At 32.7% G+C, this 20,096-nt stretch carries 14 protein-coding genes; 11 read left to right on the top strand and 3 right to left on the bottom strand.

Features of this window, described 5'->3' with window-relative positions; genetic code table 11:
• Positions 1 to 79 precede the first annotated feature (79 nt).
• The 6 genes from ACZ451_RS18020 to ACZ451_RS17995 all read left to right on the top strand — a co-directional run bounded on the left by ACZ451_RS18020 (position 80) and on the right by ACZ451_RS17995 (position 5,692).
• Positions 80 to 844, top strand: coding sequence for an SDR family NAD(P)-dependent oxidoreductase (locus ACZ451_RS18020; RefSeq protein ID WP_464214802.1), 765 nt, complete (start codon positions 80 to 82; stop codon positions 842 to 844).
• Positions 845 to 852: 8 nt separating this feature from the next.
• Complete coding sequence (locus tag ACZ451_RS18015) at positions 853 to 1,611, top strand: SDR family NAD(P)-dependent oxidoreductase (RefSeq protein WP_464214801.1); 759 nt, start codon at positions 853 to 855, stop codon at positions 1,609 to 1,611.
• Between the two features lie 269 nt (positions 1,612 to 1,880).
• Complete coding sequence (locus ACZ451_RS18010) at positions 1,881 to 2,615, top strand: helix-turn-helix domain-containing protein (protein ID WP_464214800.1); 735 nt, start codon at positions 1,881 to 1,883, stop codon at positions 2,613 to 2,615.
• Positions 2,616 to 2,727: 112 nt separating this feature from the next.
• The gene (locus ACZ451_RS18005) at positions 2,728 to 3,378 is read left to right on the top strand and encodes a peroxiredoxin-like family protein (RefSeq protein WP_464214799.1); all 651 of its coding nucleotides are present in this window, start codon (positions 2,728 to 2,730) and stop codon (positions 3,376 to 3,378) included.
• A gap of 279 nt (positions 3,379 to 3,657) precedes the next feature.
• The gene (locus tag ACZ451_RS18000; protein WP_464214798.1) at positions 3,658 to 4,245 is read left to right on the top strand and encodes a Crp/Fnr family transcriptional regulator; all 588 of its coding nucleotides are present in this window, start codon (positions 3,658 to 3,660) and stop codon (positions 4,243 to 4,245) included.
• Positions 4,246 to 4,321: 76 nt separating this feature from the next.
• Complete coding sequence (locus tag ACZ451_RS17995; protein WP_464214797.1) at positions 4,322 to 5,692, top strand: DUF2141 domain-containing protein; 1,371 nt, start codon at positions 4,322 to 4,324, stop codon at positions 5,690 to 5,692.
• A 218-nt stretch (positions 5,693 to 5,910) separates the two neighbouring features.
• Here the strand turns inward: ACZ451_RS17995 and ACZ451_RS17990 are convergent, their stop codons facing one another.
• Entirely contained in the window at positions 5,911 to 8,022 is a 2,112-nt protein-coding gene (locus tag ACZ451_RS17990; protein WP_464214796.1) for a thioredoxin domain-containing protein, read from the bottom strand.
• A gap of 233 nt (positions 8,023 to 8,255) precedes the next feature.
• Between ACZ451_RS17990 and ACZ451_RS17985 the strand changes: the two genes are divergently transcribed.
• Positions 8,256 to 9,596 (top strand): family 43 glycosylhydrolase, encoded by a 1,341-nt coding sequence (locus tag ACZ451_RS17985; protein ID WP_464214795.1) that lies wholly within the window; start codon positions 8,256 to 8,258, stop codon positions 9,594 to 9,596.
• A gap of 71 nt (positions 9,597 to 9,667) precedes the next feature.
• On the opposite strand, the gene galB is transcribed toward ACZ451_RS17985, so the two are convergent.
• A complete protein-coding gene (gene galB / locus ACZ451_RS17980; protein ID WP_464214794.1) occupies positions 9,668 to 12,160 on the bottom strand; it encodes a beta-galactosidase GalB in 2,493 nt (830 codons plus the stop codon).
• A 219-nt stretch (positions 12,161 to 12,379) separates the two neighbouring features.
• On the opposite strand from galB, the gene ACZ451_RS17975 reads away from it, so the two are divergent.
• Both ACZ451_RS17975 and ACZ451_RS17970 read left to right on the top strand, forming a co-directional pair.
• Positions 12,380 to 13,210, top strand: a complete 831-nt coding sequence (locus ACZ451_RS17975; RefSeq protein WP_464214793.1) for a family 16 glycosylhydrolase — start codon at positions 12,380 to 12,382, stop codon at positions 13,208 to 13,210.
• Positions 13,211 to 13,257: 47 nt separating this feature from the next.
• Complete coding sequence (locus ACZ451_RS17970; protein WP_464214792.1) at positions 13,258 to 14,124, top strand: 3-keto-disaccharide hydrolase; 867 nt, start codon at positions 13,258 to 13,260, stop codon at positions 14,122 to 14,124.
• A gap of 72 nt (positions 14,125 to 14,196) precedes the next feature.
• Here the strand turns inward: ACZ451_RS17970 and ACZ451_RS17965 are convergent, their stop codons facing one another.
• A complete protein-coding gene (locus ACZ451_RS17965) occupies positions 14,197 to 15,072 on the bottom strand; it encodes a helix-turn-helix domain-containing protein (protein ID WP_464214791.1) in 876 nt (291 codons plus the stop codon).
• A 243-nt stretch (positions 15,073 to 15,315) separates the two neighbouring features.
• Between ACZ451_RS17965 and ACZ451_RS17960 the strand changes: the two genes are divergently transcribed.
• Both ACZ451_RS17960 and ACZ451_RS17955 read left to right on the top strand, forming a co-directional pair.
• Positions 15,316 to 18,525 (top strand): DUF1553 domain-containing protein, encoded by a 3,210-nt coding sequence (locus ACZ451_RS17960; RefSeq protein ID WP_464214790.1) that lies wholly within the window; start codon positions 15,316 to 15,318, stop codon positions 18,523 to 18,525.
• A 4-nt stretch (positions 18,526 to 18,529) separates the two neighbouring features.
• Positions 18,530 to 20,059: a DUF1501 domain-containing protein gene (locus ACZ451_RS17955; protein WP_464214789.1), complete on the top strand. Its 1,530-nt coding sequence runs from the start codon at positions 18,530 to 18,532 to the stop codon at positions 20,057 to 20,059.
• Positions 20,060 to 20,096: the final 37 nt, after the last annotated feature.

Below are 20,096 nucleotides of genomic sequence, written 5' to 3'. Positions count from 1 at the left end.
TATCGCGTATACATCTTAATAATATTGGAACTATAAAGGCAATTAAAATTTAAAAAATAAATTAAAATATAATTTTACTATGAGTAAAAATAATGGGAAGCTTGCTATTGTAACAGGAGCAACAGGAGGCATAGGTTTTGAAGTAGCCAAAAGACTAGGAAAAGATGGATACTCAGTAGTTTTAAACGGTATTGAAGATGAGGCAGGAGCAAAAAGGGTGCAAGAACTTATTGCATTAGGAATAAAAGCTGAATATTATGGTTTTGATGTTACTAATGAAGAAGCGGTAACTTCCAATATCACAAAGATTGGTGAGAAGTATGGTACTATAGATGTGTTGGTTAATAACGCAGGAGGATTGGGAGGAAGATCTCGATTTGAGGAAATGACTACAGATTTTTACAGATTTGTGATGGCCTTAAATTTGGACTCTGTATTCTTTGCTTCTAGAGCTGCAATCCCTTACCTTAAAAAAGGGGAACATCCATCTATTATTAATTATACCTCTAATGCAGGCTGGACGGCTGGTGGTCCAGGAGCAGGTATTTATGGTGCGTCTAAAGCTGGTGTTCATGCAATAACCAGAGCTTTAGCAAAAGATTTAGCAGAATATGGTATCAGAGCAAATGCAGTATCTCCTGGCACAATTGATACTCCGTTTCATGCCCAAATAAAAGCAACAAAACCAGAGGTTTTTGCTTCATGGGCAAATAATATTATGTTGGGTAGATTGGGACAACCTGAAGATGTTGCTGGTGTAATTTCTTTTTTAGCGAGCAAAGATGCTTCATTTATAACAGCAGAAACTATTCAAATTGGAGGCGGACAAGCTTTAGGAATTTAATTTAAAATATGATGGCCAAACTAAAAGGAAAAGTTGCGGTAGTTACAGGAGGTTCTAGAGATATTGGTAGTGCCATAGCAATTAAACTAGCAAAAGAAGGAGCCGATATCGTTGTTAATTATTTTAATACCGATTCTGGTGCAATAGAGACAGTAGAAAAGATAAAGGCATTAGGGCAACAAGCTATTGCTGTAAAAGCGGATGTTTCTAAACTAATTGATATAGAGTATTTAAAATCAATGACCGTAGAAGCATTTGGCAATAAAATAGATATTCTGGTCAATAATGCTGGAGGGCTTTTTGCGCGTAGAACATTACAAGAATTTGATGAAGCGTTTTATGACTTAGTGATGGATGTAAATTTTAAATCAACGGTGTTTGTAAGTAAAGCTTTTGAACCATTAATGACTAAGGGCGCTTCAATTATTAATCTTTCCTCACAGGCTTCAAGAGATGGTGGTGGAGGTGGTTCTGCGTTATATGCTTCTTCCAAAGGAGCCGTCACTACCTTTACTAGAGCAATGGCAAAAGAACTTGGACCAAAGGGTATCCGAGTAAATGCATTATGTCCTGGTTTAATAGGCACAAAATTTCATGACGATTTTACAAAAGATGAAATACGTGCCAAAGTCGCTGCCGCAACACCTTTAAAAAAAGAGGGTGCTGCTGAAGAAGTAGCAGATTTAGTGGCCTACTTAGCTTCAGATGAAGCTTCTTTTATTACAGGAAATAATATTGATATCAATGGTGGATTAGCTTTTAGCTAAAAAATGTTTTAATTAAAAAAGAACAGAGTATAAAAGTTTTAACTTTAGGTAACATCAAATCAATAGATTCTTATTTTGGGTTAAAAGCATATTCTGCAGTTTATCCGTGTGTTATTATTATGGTTTTAACTATGTGTAAATAGGTTTTATTATATTTTTAAAATCCACTCGTATTAAAAGTTATATTTTAGACTTTGAATATATGCCTAAACTGTAAGTTTCATACTAAAGAAAACACTATGCTTTTATAATACTAAAAGTTTTGATCTATGATACATTCCATCGAAAACAGTAGGATAAACGTTTCAACAGAAAAAAACATATGTATCCTTTTCAATGGAAGCATAACCATTGAAAAAGATGCTGTCATTACAGCAATTCCTTCCAAAAGTTTTTTCTTTTTTGATAAGCCTTTTACATTATTGGCAAAATCACCTTTTGTTGAAGGTTATATAATTACATTGGATACCGCTTTTTTAGAACGATTTCCTGATATTAATGCTACCGCTGTTGGGATTGAAAGTTTTTTTGAGATTCAAAAAATAAAAAATATTGAAATCAAAAAAAAACAAATAAAATCAATTTTTAATTTTTCTGCTGATAGTCCACTCAAGCCAAGCTATTTACATATTTTGTGGAGCGAATTCCTTCATGATTTTAGTAAAAATGGGAAAGAGACTTCTGTTGTTTCACAATTTTCTGAATTGATAGACCAACATATAGAACAAAATTATTGTGCAGGTACTTATGCGGAGATGTTAGATGTGCCACTGAAACAATTGATATCAGAAGTAAAAAAAGAAACAAACAAAACCCCATGTAATTTTATTACTGAAAAGGTAATAAATAAAGCTAAGTACAAGTTAGAACAATCCAAAGATACCAGTCAAATGATAGCTTATCAATTGGGTTTTGATGATCCATACTATTTTATCAAGTATTTTAAAAAGAATACAGGCTTTACACCTACCCAATATAAAAAACAACTTTCTAAAAGAGTATAACGCTAGAATTTTTTCCATCTTTTTGTATTTTTTTCCATTTTTTGAAAAGGTAATTCCTATGACCTTTGCTGTGTTCATAAAAATGAGTAATAAAAATTTAAAACATATAAAGATGGAATTATCAAATACATTAGCAGCTAGAAAAGCAAAGAACTCACAAAATATTCCTGCTGAAAAGTGGACTATTATGGAAAGAAGTACAAATGAACTAAAAGAAGCTTCGATCTCGTCTTTTGCCATACAAAAAGGAGCTACATTGCCTTCTTTTAATTTGTTAGATGTAGAAGAAGCGCGTACAACATTAGAAGATTTTAAAAACGATTTTCTTGTTGTTTCTTTTTACAGAGGAGGTTGGTGCCCATTCTGTAATTTAGAATTACAGGCATTGCAAAATATACTCCCACAGCTAAAAGAATTGAATGCCAGTTTAATTGCTATTTCACCAGAAACTCCTGACAATTCATTAAGTACAACAGAAAAAAATGAACTTGAATTTACAGTTTTAAGTGATATCAATAACGAATATGCTAAATCTTTAGGTCTTGTTTTTCAAATGCCTAAAGACTTACAAGAAGTATATCACTCTTTTAACCTCAATGTAGATATACATAATGGTAATACAGATTACGAGTTACCTATGCCTGCTACTTATATAGTGAATAAAGAAAGAGAAATTATATACAGTTTTACACCAGAAGATTATACAGAAAGATTAGATCCTGAAGTAATTTTAGAAGTTATTAAAAAACAGAATAGTCATTAGAAATATAATTTAGCTAATAGTAAAACCCTAAAAATCTAATGATTTTCAGGGTTTTATCTTTTAGAAAGTTTGTATCCGAATACTTATCTAATTAGTTAATGTATAAAGATAATTTACTTACAGTTCTATGCAAATAGCATCTAAACCGTAAAATTTAATATTTTTTCGTCTTTTCAATATTTTCTTTTAATTTAATGCAGAATAGGATATTGAAGATTGATGTATAGTTTTTATATGTCAAGTTCTCGTGTGCAATGTATATCATAATTGAAAATAATAATGGAACCCCTTATAACAAACTATTTATCATTTTATAAAAAAATAGTACCAGAGTTTACCCAAGAAGAATTAGATTTTGTCGGCTCAAGAGTAACTTTAATTAAAATTAAAAAAAATGATTTTTACCTTAACCAAGGTGAAGTTCAGTCTAATATTGGTTTTGTTTCCTCTGGATTAACTAGAATTTTTTATATTGATTCGTCGGGTAATGAAATTACAGTAGGTTTTTCTCCTGAGAATACCTTTACTACGGACTATGCATCATTTATAAAACAACAACCTTCTAATTATATCATTAAAGCTATAGAACCCTCTACAATTATAGCTTTAGATTTTAAGCATATGCAAGAGGGTTATTCTTTATACAGAAATTACGAACGTTTTGGTAGATTAATTGTAGAGCATATTCTTACCGAAAGGCAGAAAAAAATAGAAAGTTTTTTATTTCACACAGCAGAACAACGATATATAAATTTTACAAAACAATACCCAGAATTATTTAATAGAATTTCAATTACACATTTATCCTCTTATATAGGTGTTGAGCGACAATCTTTAACTAGAATACGAAAAAAGTTGCTTCATTAATTTTTGGCACATATGTGTCAAGTAGCAGACGGTATTCAGTATTAGTTTTGTGTCATAACCTTAAAGTATTTATATCATGAAAACTATTTTATCTTTAGTACTAATCATTTTTTGCAATACACCAATCTTTGCCTGCTCTGCTTTCTTTTGTAATTCTAATCATAAACTACTGGCAAAAAACTTCGATTGGTATTCTGGTGAAGGCTATGTATTAAAAAATGTAAGAGGGCAAGTAAAATATGCCTATGGTTTTCATGGTGATAATACCGCTAAATGGGTATCAAAATATGGCTCTATTACCTTTAATCAAATAGGGAAAGAATTTCCATATGGAGGGATGAATGAAGCTGGACTAGTTGTAGAACAACTTTGGTTAAGTGAAAGTGAATATCAACTAAATGATGCCAAAGAAATTTCCGAATTAGAGTGGATACAATATCAGCTAGATCAGTACGGTACTGTTGAAGAAGTTATTGAAAACATCAATACATTAACCATTAAACCTATTGCTACGGTTCACTATTTATTAGCAGATAAAAAAGGAGCATCTGCAGTGATTGAGTTTGTAAACGGTAAAGCTGTTATTACTAAAAAATCTGCATCTTGTCAGGTAATTACCAATTCTACTGCTAGGGTATCTGAACATAATTTCAAAGCAATAAAGAAGATAAACACAAAATCAAGACTTAGTTTAGATAGATATTGTATTTTAAGACAAAACACAATAAAGCATCCTATGGCTGTAAGCGATGCATTTAAAAAATTGGACTTGGTAAGCGAATTTAGAAAAAGTTATAAAACACAATGGAATCTTGTTTACGATATTGATAGGCTCCAAATATATTTTAAATCTTATGATAATGAAAAAATCAAAAACATAAAATTATTAGATTTTGATTTTAAAAATACAAGCACTGTTACCTATAGTCCTTTGCATGTAGATCGTTTTGAATTTAAGAACTATACAAATGCAGCAAACAAATATCTATTTGCTAAAGCTATGGGTATGATGAAAATAAAAGTTGATGTTGAAAAAGGAAATGCACACCAAATGGATCCAAGCAAACCTTCTTTAGATACTATCTTTAGTGACAACTATGCTAACGTAACAGTAGAATTTATTACCAAAAAACCAAAAGGAAAAATATGGTATGCATTGTCTAAAGGAGAAGAGAATTTTAAAGCCTTTAAACCTTTTAAGGCAAATGTAATATCGGTTACAGATACTAATACAAAAGTAACCTTATACAATATCCCTAAAGAATTTGCACTAGCATGTTATAATGATACAGATGGTGATGGCAAAATGGATAAAAACTTTTTAGGGATTCCAAAAAACACTGGTTTTTCTAATAACAAAAAGAAAATGTTTGGAATACCTCCTAATTACGAAACAGCAAGAGTAAAAGTAGTTTCGGATAGCACTATAACAGTAAAAATTAAATAACAGTATAATATAATTAATAAAATCAACAGATCACGATCTGTTGATTTAGTTATCGTAATTTAGTTGATAAGCTCAATTTTAGAAGCCTATAAGATGTACTCAAAATTGTAGGTTGGAATTGTTGTCGCTTTTTTAGCTAAATTTTGGTTGAATATTTTCAACCTGAGGAATAGGTGCCCACATTGGGTACAGGATTTGCTCATTGTGACTTATCCTTTTTATTTCACTTTCAGTAATTCCAAAGCCTCTTCAACGGTCTCTACTGGTAATTTACAAGTAGTTTCTTGGCAAACATAAATATAGGTGCCATCTGTGGTATATCTATTTTTAAAAAGAGGTGATTCGCTATCAGAAGTACTACCAACAACTAAAGTATTAGGAATATAATGCTTTTTTAAATCAGTAAGCATTGCAGCTGCATCATTACCTACTACAGCCACTTCATAAAATGGAGAGGTGTTTTTTAAGAGTAATGTATTCCACTTAGCATGCCTTGTAGCTAATGTTTTAATAGGCTCCGTCATTACAGCGAGCATATTCTTTGCTTTTTTAGTATAAGCTTTATCAAAATAAATATGTCCTAAATAGAAAAGATTTTCTGCTAATACAGCATTAGCAGATGGTATTTTACCATCATCGGTCTTTATAATTTTAGAAATTAATTCTTTAGAATTACTGTAGGTAAACATAGGGCTATTCTCGTCCTTAAACTTGTTAAGAATGTTGTCGTTTAATGTTTTAGCAAAATCTAAGTAACTAGTGTCTAAAGTTGCGCTGTATAATTTTATAGCGCTACTACTTAAAAAAGTATAATCGTCTAAAAAACCTTCTACATCCTTACTGCCTTCTTTAAAAGAATGTAATAACACATTATTTTTATAAGCTTTTTCTTTTAAAGTATTAAAAGTATAAAGTGCATTATCTAAATATATTTTATTGCCAAAAGTGGCATAAGCCTCCAGAAAACCATCTATTAAAAGTGCATTCCAGGAAACAATAATTTTATCATCTATTCTTGGTAATTTTCTGTCTTTTTTTGCCTTTACTAATGCAGTAGACCAAACTTTCTTTAATTCCGTTAGCTCTTGTAGGGTTATTTGATGTTTACCTATAAAGTTAGTATCCGTACTACTTTTAAATAAATGATATTTTCCGTCTTCTAATCTATTTGCTTCAACAATACTATAATAATCGGCAAATAAATTAAATTGGCTAGTAATAGCTTTTTTGAGTTCTTCTTCTGTCCAAACATAATAGGCACCCTCTTCACCATCGGTATCAGCATCCATAGCAGCATAATAACCACCATTTGGGTTTTTCATTTCGTTATCTAAAAACAAACCAGTTTTAGTAACAATTTCTTTATAAATAGGATCTTTAAATATTTTGTATGCTTTAGCATAAACTTGCAGTAATTGTGCATTGTCATACAGCATTTTTTCAAAATGTGGTGTTTGCCATTTCCCATCAACAGTATACCTAAAAAAACCACCACCGATATGATCAAAAACCCCACGCAAAGCAATATTATCTAGAGTATTTTTAAGGTGTTTTTTAGCATCATCATCATCATATAAAGCAGTATAATCCATCAGAAAATTTAAATTACTGCTGCTCATAAATTTTTGAGATGCTTTATCACCGCCCCATAGTAAATCCCAGTTTTCTTTCCAATTAGCAATACTTTGTTGTACATTTTCTGTAGTTAAAGTGCTTAGGTCTTCCTTTACAGTAATAATATTTTCTTCAGCAATGCCTTGTGCTACTTGATCTGCATACAGCCCTGCTTTTTTGGGATTGTCTTGGTATAATGTGCTTATTTGGCTTAGCGCTTTGTGCCACTCCGTAGTGGTATGGTAAGTAGCAGCATAAAGTGGTTTTCCGTTGGGGAGTGCAATAATATTTAATGGCCATCCACTATTTCCTGTAAATAATACTGCTGCGGTTGAATAAATTTGGTCAATATCTGGTCTTTCTTCACGATCTACTTTTATATTGATAAAATTTTTATTCATCATTTTCGCAATACTATCGTTTGTAAAGGTCTCTTCTTCCATTACATGGCACCAATGACAAGAGGAATATCCTATACTAATTAACACCAATTTATTTTCTTTTTTTGCTTCTTCTAAAGCGTTCTGACTCCAAGGTTTCCAATCTACAGGATTATAAGCGTGTTGCAGTAAATATGGACTTGTTTCATTTATCAATGCATTAGCCTTTTTTTTGTTTTCTTGACATCCAGTAAGGAGCAATATAATAACCAATAATAAGACAAGTGTAGGTGTGTTTTTTATAATAGATTGTAATGGTATAAATGTAAGCTTCATAAAATACTGTTCTAAAAAAATGAATGAGTAACGAATCAAATTTATACTAATTTTAGATTTGTTCTCTCTCCCTTTACTTTTATTTATGTTTTTTTTGATTTATACCTTATAAATAAAACTAGTATTCATAATTTAAAACATATGTTATAGTCAAAAAAGTAGTATTATTTCTTTTTAGAAAATGATTTAATTAGTTTTATCCCTTTCAAACTAAAGATTTAAATCAATTTAAAATGATATTAAAAAAACCGCTTTTATTTTTATGTTGCATCTTAAGTGTAGGAATACTATGCGCACAAAACCCAATTGTAACTCATATGTTTACAGCAGATCCTACTGCAAGGGTTTTTGATGGAAAATTATATATCTATCCTTCTCATGATATTGTTCCGCCAAAGGGAACAAAAGCACCCGCTTTTTGTATGCCAGATTACCATATCTTTTCTTTAGAGCAAGGCATAGCGTGGAAAGACCATGGTAGAGTACTAGACCAAAATGAAGTGCCTTGGGGAAAGAAAAATTCTTATGGAATGTGGGCACCTGATTGTATAAAAAAAGGGGATAAGTATTACTATTATTATCCTGCTGAACCCAAAGATGGCTCTACATTCAGAAGAATAGGAGTAGGAGTTTCCAAAAGTCCGACAGGACCATTTAAATGGGAGAAAAATTATATAAAGGGAGTTAGTGGAATAGATCCAGGTTTATTTACAGATGATAATGGAACATCTTATTTATATTTTGGTGGAGGTAAAGAGTTGTTTGTTGCACCGTTAAAAGATAATATGAAAGAAACCGCCGCTGCACCTATAAAGTTAGAAGGCCTTCCGTCTGGTTATAAAGAAGGATCTTTTCTATTTAAAAAAGATGGTGTGTATTACTTTACTTTTGCTCATGTTTTTCCTCAGGAAGGTTACACCATTGGCTATGCAACTAGTGATAAACCAACTGGACCTTTTAACTATAGAGGTAAAATAATGGATAATTTGGGTAATGGAACCAATCATCATTCTGTTGTGAATTATAATGGAGATTGGATTTTATTCTACCATTGGTGGGATATTAGCGGATATAATAGGTTGCGTTCTATGCGTGCAGATTATATGACATTTAATAAAGACGGCTCAATTAAGAAGGTAAAACCCACTTTAAGAGGTATAGGTACAGCAAAAATTGGAGATACGATACAGGTAGACAGACATAGTGGTATAAAAGGAGCAAAAGTTGAATTTGTTGGCGGAAATGAGCCTATTGGTTGGATGGTAAGTAATACCACCATGATGTCTTCGGTACGTTTTAATAAGATTGATTTTGGGAAAGGCATATTTAAAAAAATTAAAGCACGTATTGCTTCGGGTCAACGTATCGGTACTTTTGAAATTCATATAGATAATGCTAATGGAACTAAAATTGGAGAGTTTCCTGTGGAATATACGGGAGGATGGAATACTTGGGAAACCATAGAAACTGATGTGTTAGAAAAAGTAGACGGAGTTCATGATATTGTTGTTGTCTTTAAATCCATTTGGGGATCAGATAAAATTGTAAATCTAAACTGGCTAAAGTTCGAATAATCATCTAAACAAAAGCTAGTAAGTTGAAATGTAACTTTCTTCTTACTAGCTCACTCAATTTAAGTATCAAACTACTTACTACTTACTTGTATGGTAGCATCTTCTATCCCTTCTGAAGATGCTGTTATTGAAATTGTTCCCGCTTTTTTAGTTGATTTAATCACCAACAAACATTTGCCATTAAATGCAGCTCTACTAGGTTGTTGAAATAACTCCAAAGAAGGCTGGTTTCCGTTTCCTACTGCTGCTAAGGTGGCTTCACCATCAATCTTGAAATTTATTTGATTAGATGCTGTTGGGCAGAAATTACCATCTGCATCAGTAACATTAACAGTGATAAAAGACAAGTCTTTACCATCTGCATCTATTGCTACTCTATCTGCTATCAATTCTATTTTAGCAGGAGCTCCTGCAGTTTTAATTTCTTTTTCGGCAGCTATTTTACCCTCTTTGTAGGCAACAACTTTTATACTACCAGGTTTATAAGGCACATTCCAAGCAACTCTATGTTTAGAATTGTACATTTCTTTATCATAATCATGAAAATCTGCTGGTATAGCAACAGTATCTACACCTTTTACTTTTTTTCCATAAGACTTCCCATTCACAAACAGTTCTACTTCATCACAATTAGTATAACTATACACAGGAATTATATCACCTTCTTTTCCTTCCCAATTCCAGTGCGGTAAAACATGTACCATAGGTTCAGAAGTCCACTGACTTTGGTATAAATAGTAACGATCTTTGGGGAAACCGCATAAATCTACAGGACCAAAATAAGCAGATTTAGAAGGCCAGTCATCATTCCAATACCCCTTTGTAGAGTTATCCCTACCACCATATGGAGTGGGCTCTCCTATATAATCAAACCCAGTCCAAATAAATTCACCTAATGAAGCTGGTGTTTTTTCTTGAGCATCAAATTCTACTTCTGGAGGATAGGTCCATGGTGGACCGGTAATAACATCATAACTAGAAACATGTCTAGTTTCTTTTTGTGGAAATGCAGAAATAGGGAAATCGTAAACACCTCTACTACTGGTTTGTGATGAGGTTTCTGAGCCATATATAATCATATCTGGGTTTTGCTCTTTAATTTCAGCGTATCTTCCTGGCCAGTAATTCATACCCACAACATCTACTTCGTAAGCTAATTTGTTTACAAATGGATGAGGATAATAATTAAAACCAACTGTGGTTGGTCTGGTATTATCTTCATCATGACATATGCTTGTAAGTTCTTTTGCAATTTTCCAACCGTCTTTTTGGTTTTGCTCTAAAATTTCATTTCCAATACTCCACATAATAACAGACGGATGATTACGATCTCTTTTAATCATATCCCTCAGGTCTCTCTCATGCCATTCGTCCCAAATGGTATTATAGCCATTTGGTACTTTACCTATTTTCCACTCATCAAATGCTTCAACAATAACTACAATCCCTAATTTATCACATACTTCTAGCATTTCTGGAGAAGGCGGATTATGGCTTGTTCTTAAAGCATTTACACCCATAGATTTCATAATTTGCATCTGACGCTCAGTAGCTCTGTAATTTACAGCTGTTCCTAACGGACCAAGATCATGATGCATGCATACCCCATTTAATTCTACAGGTACATTGTTAAGAAAAAAGCCTTTGTTAGCATCAAAATTTATGTTTCGCACTCCAAAAGTACTAGTGTATTGGTCTATTTCAAGATCATTCATTAAAATGCTTGAAACTACAGTATATACATGTGGATTATCCAGACTCCATAACTCAGGAGTTTTTAACATCACATTCAAAATTTCTTTTTGCTCTTTGCTTGCGGTCACTTGAACATCTGTACTTGTTGTATTGATAATGTTACCACTAGCATCTTTAATTTCTGTTTTTAAAACAATATTTTGTGGCGTGTTGGTTGTATTTTTAATTTTTGTTTCAATACTAATGCTCGCTTCTTGCTTACTTACTTTAGGAGTTGTAATGTATGTACCCCACTGTGGAATATGTACTTTGTTATTTATTTTTAAGCGTACATTCCTATAGATGCCAGCGCCAGGATACCAGCGTGCTGCTAAATCTTTTGGAGCTAGTTGTACCGCAATTACATTATCTTCACCATATTTAATATGCTCCGTTATATCAAACTCAAAACCAATATACCCAAACGGTCTCTCGCCTACATATTCTCCATTAACCCAAACTCGAGTATGATCCATAGCGCCATCAAATTCAATAGCTATATTTTTACCTTGGTTTTCTTTACTTATTGTAAAATGCTTTCTATACCAAGCCACTCCGTGAACCGGTAAACCTCCTGTTCGGGCATTGTGTTCAATGCTAAAAGGACCTTCAATAGCCCAATCATGCGGTAAATTTAATTTACGCCATGAAGCATCATTAAAAGCTGTTTTTTCAGCTTCTAAAATAGAATCTTTTTGAAATAACCAACCTTCATTAAAATCTAAATCTGCAATTGCTTTAGAGATTTTAGAATCGCTTTGCGTACAAGAAGTTAGAAACGTTGCAATCAACAAAAATAAAGTTGTTGCTATTTTTAAATTTTTAGTCATAAAATAATTTTAAGTAGCGCTTGTTTAATACTTTTAAATATAAGATATATTACTTTTTGCTACAGTAGTTTTGATCCTCAGTATTATATTTTAAGACATATGTTATAACAATAAGAATATTTGAATCCTAATTCACTTTTCAGTTTATTTAAATTTGAAAATACTTAAAGTTTACTGTAGAAAATGCGTATTATTCACTTGTTATTTTTTTTATTTTTCATGGTGATATCATATAGTCAAAATTTAACGATACCACCAAAAAACTATATAGATTCTGTAAAAGCGGAAAATAGAATTCAACGATCTAACTCAAGTTTTCCATTATCTGACCAAAAAAACAACGCGAATTGGGTACTACGAAAAGATGTATCTGATGAGTTTTCGGGAACCACTTTAAATGAAAACAAATGGTATCCTAATAACCCTAAATGGAAAGGGCGTCCGCCAACGTATTTTCATGGTTCTAATGTGAGTTTAGAAAATGATGAGTTGGTTTTTAGTATTAACAAGCATAAAAATGAAAAACTACCACCAGATTTTACGCATACCGCAGGTTTTATAAAAAGTAAGCAAAAAATATTATATGGTTATGTAGAAGCAGAACTTAAATTAATGGATGCGCCTTGGGTTTCTGGATTTTGGATGACAAACGTTGGGAAAAGTTGGTGGACGGAAATTGATATTTGTGAGAATGCACCTGGTTTATCGTATAATAGAAACGATTTAAACTCTAACATACATGTTTTTAGAGCTCCTAAAAATAAAGGAAATGTAAAAAAACATTTTTCAAGAACTAAGAAATATTACTTTCCAGAAGAATTACAAAAAGATTATCATGTATGGGGCTTGGAATGGACAAAAGAGTATATTCGTTTTTATATAGATGGTATTTTATTTAGAGAAGCTAAAAATACCCATTGGCATCAACCTTTAGAAATTAATTTTAACAACGAATCTAATAAATGGTTTGGTGCATTACCCGATGATAAAAGAGTGGATAAAGAGTACCGCGTAAAGTATTTTAGAGCTTGGCAGCAAAAAGAGAATTAATTATTATTTATTAGTTAAAAGAATAACTACACTAAAAAAGATCATACATGAAACTTCAATTAACAAGCTTTTTAATACTTTTATTATCATGCACACCTATAGTAGCGCAAGATGGAGAATGGGTAGATTTACTAGATAAAGAGCTAACGCATTGGGATACTTATATAGGAGTACCACATTATTCTGTTAAAGGAATAGATGATGCTCCAAAAGGGAACGGGAGAGAAGGGATTCCTTTGGGTTTAAATAATGATCCACTTAAAGTTTTTTATGCAGAAAATGTAGATGGTACTACTATTATGCGTGTTAGTGGAGAAATATACGGAGGCTTAACTTCTAAAGAAGTGTATGAGAACTACCATTTAAAGTTAGAATTTAAATGGGGCGAATTAAAATGGGCTCCACGCCTTAATGATGTTCGTGATAATGGTTTATTATACCATTGTAATGGGGAGCATGGAGCGTTTTGGAATGTTTGGATGCAGTCTCAAGAATTCCAGATTCAAGAAAAAGATATGGGAGATTATTTTGGATTAGCGGGTGGCGTAAATACTATAAACGCTACAAAAAATGAAAAAGGCTTTTTTAAATACGATCCAAAAGGAGCACCAGTTACTTTAGGTACAGCGATTAAAGGAAAAAATATGTATCGTTGCGTCCGTGAAGAAAATAGAGAAGTACCTAATGGACAATGGAATACTATAGAGTTAATCTGCTTTAATGGAAAATCATATCATATTGTAAATGGACATGTAGTAATGGTTTTAAATAAAGCAATGCAAAAAGTAGGAGAAGCATTAGTGCCAGTAACTAGTGGAAAAATACAGTTGCAATCTGAAGCTGCTGAGGCCTATTATAAAAATATTAAGATTAAGAAAATCACGGAATTACCTGCTTTGGTAAAAGACTTGTAGCAATTTTATTATCATTAGAAAGTGACTCAATTAGGAGTTATAAAAGAAGAGTATTATAAAATCATGGTATGCTTAAGAAGTGTGTTCCCATTCTTGTTTTCTAAATACCATAGGAGATTTTCCTGTTATTTTTTTAAACGTTCTTGAAAAATAAGACAAATTTCCAAGGCCAACTTTATCTGCAATCTCAGGAATAGATTCAGCAGTAGTAACTAATAATAGTTGTGCGCGCTCAACCCTTAGATTATTAATAAAGGGAATAGGGCGTATGCCCATTTCTTGCTTAAAAATCCTTGAAAAATGGTCAGGATGTAAATGACATTTTTCAGCAAGTAATTCTACAGTAAGCACTTCACTTAAATGTTCTTTTATATAGATCACAATTTGGGATAACCTTTTGTCTTTTGTTGGTTTTTTCCCCTCAGGAGCTTTGTTTAATATAAAACGAGAAAACAAGCTAAGAAGAATTCCTTTGGTTTCCATATAATGCGCAGCACTTAACCGCTCATTATCTTTAATATAAGATAAAAGTGTAGGTTTATTATCGTAATATTTTGGATCATCTCTTATAATACTTCTATTAGGATTTATTTCTAGCAATCTTTTAAAAAGGATATGATCTTCTGGAGTAGCTGGTACTTCATAATCAAAAGCATTTAAATGATAAATAGAAATGCCATTGCCTAATGCCGTTAAAAAGCTAATATAATACTGTTCCATAAATTCATCACACGAATACCTGCTATAGGTATTGTTAGGAATAAGGTAAAGATGATTTTTTTTTAAATGGAATATTTTATTATTGTGGTATACTTTAGCATTACCATCCGTAATAAGGTATAAGCGACTAAATGGGCTTATAACATGATCAAAATTCCATTTTTTATCTAAGGAAGCAAAACCAACATTTAAAAGGGTAATATGTAAAGATTGAAGTACTGTGTTCATCGTTTTTATGCAAAAATGAATTGCTCTTAATAATTTGAAATAATTAAATTAATATTTAAGTTCATCATTGTTTTTAAGCTTATTAATTGTTAAAAACGTAATTTAATATCCTTTAGAAACGTTAAATAACACTAAAATAAGTATAATATACTAACATTTGTCGGTTTTGTGCAAAAAAAAAGTTTACTTAAAAGTTAACTTCGTTATGTTGTAGATAAAACTATAATGATTTTACGTTTGCTTATGAAAAATAGATTTAGATTTTTTTTAATCCTTGGAACATTCACCATACTTTCTTGTGGACCAGATTTACCTGAAAGTGTTGCTTTAGAGTATAAAACCTTACCAGAAGAATTGGATTTTAATATAGATGTAAAACCAATCTTATCTGATAAATGTTTTGCTTGCCATGGGCCTGACAAAGGAAAAATAAAAGGAGGAGTACAATTACATAGTGCAGAAGCAGCATATGCAGAACTCAAAGAATCTCCTGGTAAAGTTGGGATAGATCCAGGGAATCTGAAAAACTCGGAAGCTTTTTATAGAATCTTATCTGACGATCCTAATGTAGTAATGCCAACTCCAGAATCTCATTTAAGCTTAACAGAAAGAGAAAAAGCGATTCTGATCAAATGGATTGAAGATGGTGCCGAATATGAAGATCATTGGGCTTTTTCAAAACCAGAACAACCAAGTATTCCAGAAGTTAAAGGAGAAGATTTAAATAACCCAATTGATAAATTTGTTTTAGCAAAATTAGAATCAGAAAGCTTATCATTTGCACCAGAGGCAGATAAGGAAACCCTGTTAAGAAGACTGTCTTTTGATTTAACTGGTTTACCACCAACATTAAAAGAAATCGATAATTTTTTAGCTGATAAAAGTGTTGACGCTTATGAAAAACAGGTAGATAGGCTTCTAGCATCTCAACACTATGGAGAGCAAATGGCTTTAGATTGGATGGATCTTTCTCGTTTTGCAGATACACATGGCTATAGTGTAGACCGGTATAGAGATATGTCTCCTTGGAGAGATTGGGTCATTAAAGTACTAAATGAGAATATGTCTTATGATACTTTTGTAACGCAACAATTAGCAGGAGATTTAATGGAAAACCCTACCAGAGAAATGATTCTTGCTACGGCATTTAACCGTTTGCATCCGCAAAATATGGAAGGGGGTATTGTCAATGATGAATTTTTGGTAGAATATAAGGTAGATAGAGCTGCAACAGTAGGGCAATCATTAATGGGACTTACAGTTGCCTGCGCGCGTTGTCATGATCATAAGTATGATCCGATTACACAGAAAAATGTGTATGAAATGGCAACTTACTTTAATAATGTTAATGAGTCTGGACAAATTTCTTGGAATGATGCGATGCCAACACCAACATTAATGCTCCCAACTGAAGAAGAAGAGAAAGTTTTAGCCTATGTAGAATGCTTAATCAATGATACTCAAAAAGAAATACAAGCAAAAGAAACCCAGATACAACCAGAATTTGAAAAATGGTTAGTATCAAAATCACACCAAAAAATTGTAGCAAACAAACCTAAAAATGGATTAGTAGCGAGTTATAATTTAGATAGTAAGAATCTTAAAAATGCAGTAGCACCTTACCAAAAAGCAACTTTAAAAAGAGAATATACCGAAAACCAGCCTATAAATTTAGTAGAAGGTAAAAAAGGAAAAGGTTTGTTATTTAATGGAGATACTTGGTTAGACCTTAAAAAAGTAGGTGTTTATGATAGAACGGATGCTTTTACTGTTGGTGTTTGGGCAAAAATTCCTAAAGAGGTAACAGACGGTAATATTTTTCATAAGGGAGACGGTGCTATTTTAAATGCATGGAGAGGATATCATTTAAAAATAGTAGAAGATAAACTAGAAATAATGATGGTGCATACCGCTCCAGACAATGCTATTAAAGAAGTAACCACAATTGATTGCCCTAAAGATGCATGGACGCATTTTGCAGTTACCTATGATGGTTCTAGCAAGGCGGCAGGGTTTAAGTTGTATGTAAATGGAGTTGAGGCTACTACTAAAATAATTGATGATAATTTATTTAAAAGTATTCTGTTTCATGGAAAAAATGAACCAGCACTTCAATTTGGAGCTCGTTTAAGAGGAAAGGGGATTGCTGATGGGGTTATGGATAATATTGATATCTATGATAGAGCACTTACAGCATTAGAAATGATGCGTTTGGCAGAAAATAAAGATTTTGAAAATATCATAAAACAAGATGTTGCCCAGCTATCAAGTAAAGAAAAACAAATTCTAAAAGAATATTATACCAAACAAGTAGCAAAACCTGCTAAGGATTTGTATCCTAAATTAGCAGAATTACGCAAACAATATGCAGATAGTATAGAAGGTGTACAAGAAGTAATGGTGATGAAAGAAACTGCACCCAAACAATCTTATTTGTTAGAACGTGGTGTTTATGATGCAAAAGCAGATAGCGTTTTTCCAAAAACTCCAGAGTTTTTAAACCCTATGTTAGAAGATATGCCTCAAGACCGTTTGGCATTTGCGAAATGGATGTTTCATGAAGACCATCCCTTAACTGCTAGAGTTGCAGTAAATAGAATGTGGCAACATTTTTTTAGAGTAGGAATTGTAAAAACCTCAGAAGATTTTGGAAACCAAGGCGAATTACCGAGTCACCCAGACTTATTAGATTATCTGGCTATTCATTTTAGAGAAAATGCTTGGGATATGAAAGCTTTAAATAAAATGATAGTGATGTCTAAAACCTATAAACAAGATTCTAAAACAGATCAGGAATTATTAGATAGAGATCCAGAAAATAGACTTCTAGCACGTGGCCCATCTGGTCGTATGACAGGAGAAATGCTTAGAGACAATGCTATTGCAGCAAGTGGATTGATAAATTATATGATAGGTGGAGAAAGTGTAAAACCATATCAACCTTATGGATTATGGAAAGTAAATGGGGCTGAATATGAGCAAGATAAAGGAGATAAATTATATCGTAGAAGTATGTATACGATATGGAAGCGTTCTGTGCCCAACCCAACCTTAGCTACTTTTGATGCACCGAGTCGTGACGTTTGTACTATTAGAAGACAAGAAACGAATACGCCATTACAAGCATTAGTATTGCTAAATGATCCTACTTATATAGAGGCTGCAAGGTTAATAGGAAAACAAATGGCAGATGTAGCTAATGCTGATGAAGCCATACAAATGGCCTTTAGAAAACTAACAGGTAGAAGAGCTGCGGAAAATGAACTAACCTTACTAAAGGAATTACAAAAAACAGAATATAAGAAGTTTGAAACAAAAGAGGCGAAAATGGCTGGTTGGTTAAATACAGGAGAATACCAATTAGCAAGTAATGACAATAAAGCACTTATTGCAGCCAATGCGGTTGTAGCAAGTACCATTATGAATGCAGACGCCACAATAACAAAAAGATAAGAGTATGTGTGATCATCATGATAAATTAAGATCTAATAATAAAGATTTACAGCAGGTAGAAAAAATGTTTGACCGTAGACAGTTTTTAACAAAAACATCTATGGGAATAGGCGCATTAGCCTTTAGTTCTTTACTAAAAGCAGAAAATGTCTACGGGTCAATACCAACGACTGGTACTCCAAATATAGCTCCAGATCCTAATATGGATGTGCAATCATTCATTAAAAACGAATTAGGATTGCCTCATTTTGCACCAAAAGCAAAAAGGATCGTATATCTATTTCAAAGTGGTGGTCCCTCTCAAATAGAACTTTTTGATTACAAGCCAAAATTAAAAGATATGTTTGGCAAAGATTTGCCAGAATCTATACGTAAAGGACAACGTTTAACAGGAATGAGTGCCGATCAAACCTCATTTCCTATTGCGCCCTCAGCTATAAATTTTAAACAATATGGCGAATCTAGAGCTTGGGTAAGTGATGCAATGCCGTATTTGTCTGAAGTAGTAGACGACCTCTGTTTTGTAAAATCAATGCAAACAGATGCTATTAATCATGACCCTGCTATTACCTTTATGCAAACGGGTAGTCAGCAGTCAGGTAGGCCATCTATTGGTTCTTGGTTAAGTTATGGCCTTGGATCAGACAATCAAAATTTACCAACATTTATATCTTTAGTTTCTAAAAATGGAGGAGGACAACCATTATATTCACGTTTATGGGGTAATGGATTTTTGCCAACAGAACATCAAGGTGTACAATTCCGTTCTGGAAAAGATCCTGTATTGTATTTAAGTGATCCAGAAAATTATGATGGTCATGATAGACGTAATATGCTAGACTATTTAAACAAATTAAATGGTGTACAACAAGATGCTTACGGAGACCCAGAAATAAACGCACGGATGTCTCAGTACGAAATGGCATTTAGAATGCAAACTTCTGTACCAGAAGTAACTGATATGAGTGATGAGCCAGAAGAAGTGTTTGAGCTGTATGGAGAAGATAGCAGAGATCCGGGAACCTATGCTGCAAACTGTTTGATGGCACGTAAATTATTAGAAAAAGATGTGAAATTTGTACAACTATACCACCAAGGATGGGATCAGCATTTAGGATGTCCAGGAGGAGTTATGGGTAACGCTAAAAAAACAGATCAGGCTAATGCAGCTTTAATAAAAGATTTAAAGCGTAGAGGAATGCTAGAAGATACTTTAGTAATTTGGGGTGGAGAATTTGGAAGAACGGTATATTCTCAAGGAAAATTGTCACCAGAAGATTATGGAAGAGATCATCACCCAAAAGCATTTACCATGTGGATGGCAGGAGCAGGCGTAAAACCAGGATTTACCTATGGAGAAACAGATGATTTTAGTTATAATGTAGTGAAGGACCCTGTACATGTACACGATTTTCAGGCGACTTTAATGCATCTATTCGGAATAGATCATGAGCAATTTACCTTTAAATCACAAGGAAGACGCTTTAGATTAACAGACGTACACGGACATGTTGTAAAAGATATTTTAAGTTAAAGTATTATTGTTGACTGAGCGTAGCCGAGTCAAGAAA

The organism is Allocellulophaga tsushimaensis (genome assembly GCF_055383085.1).
This window is presented reverse-complemented; position numbering and strand designations above follow the sequence as displayed.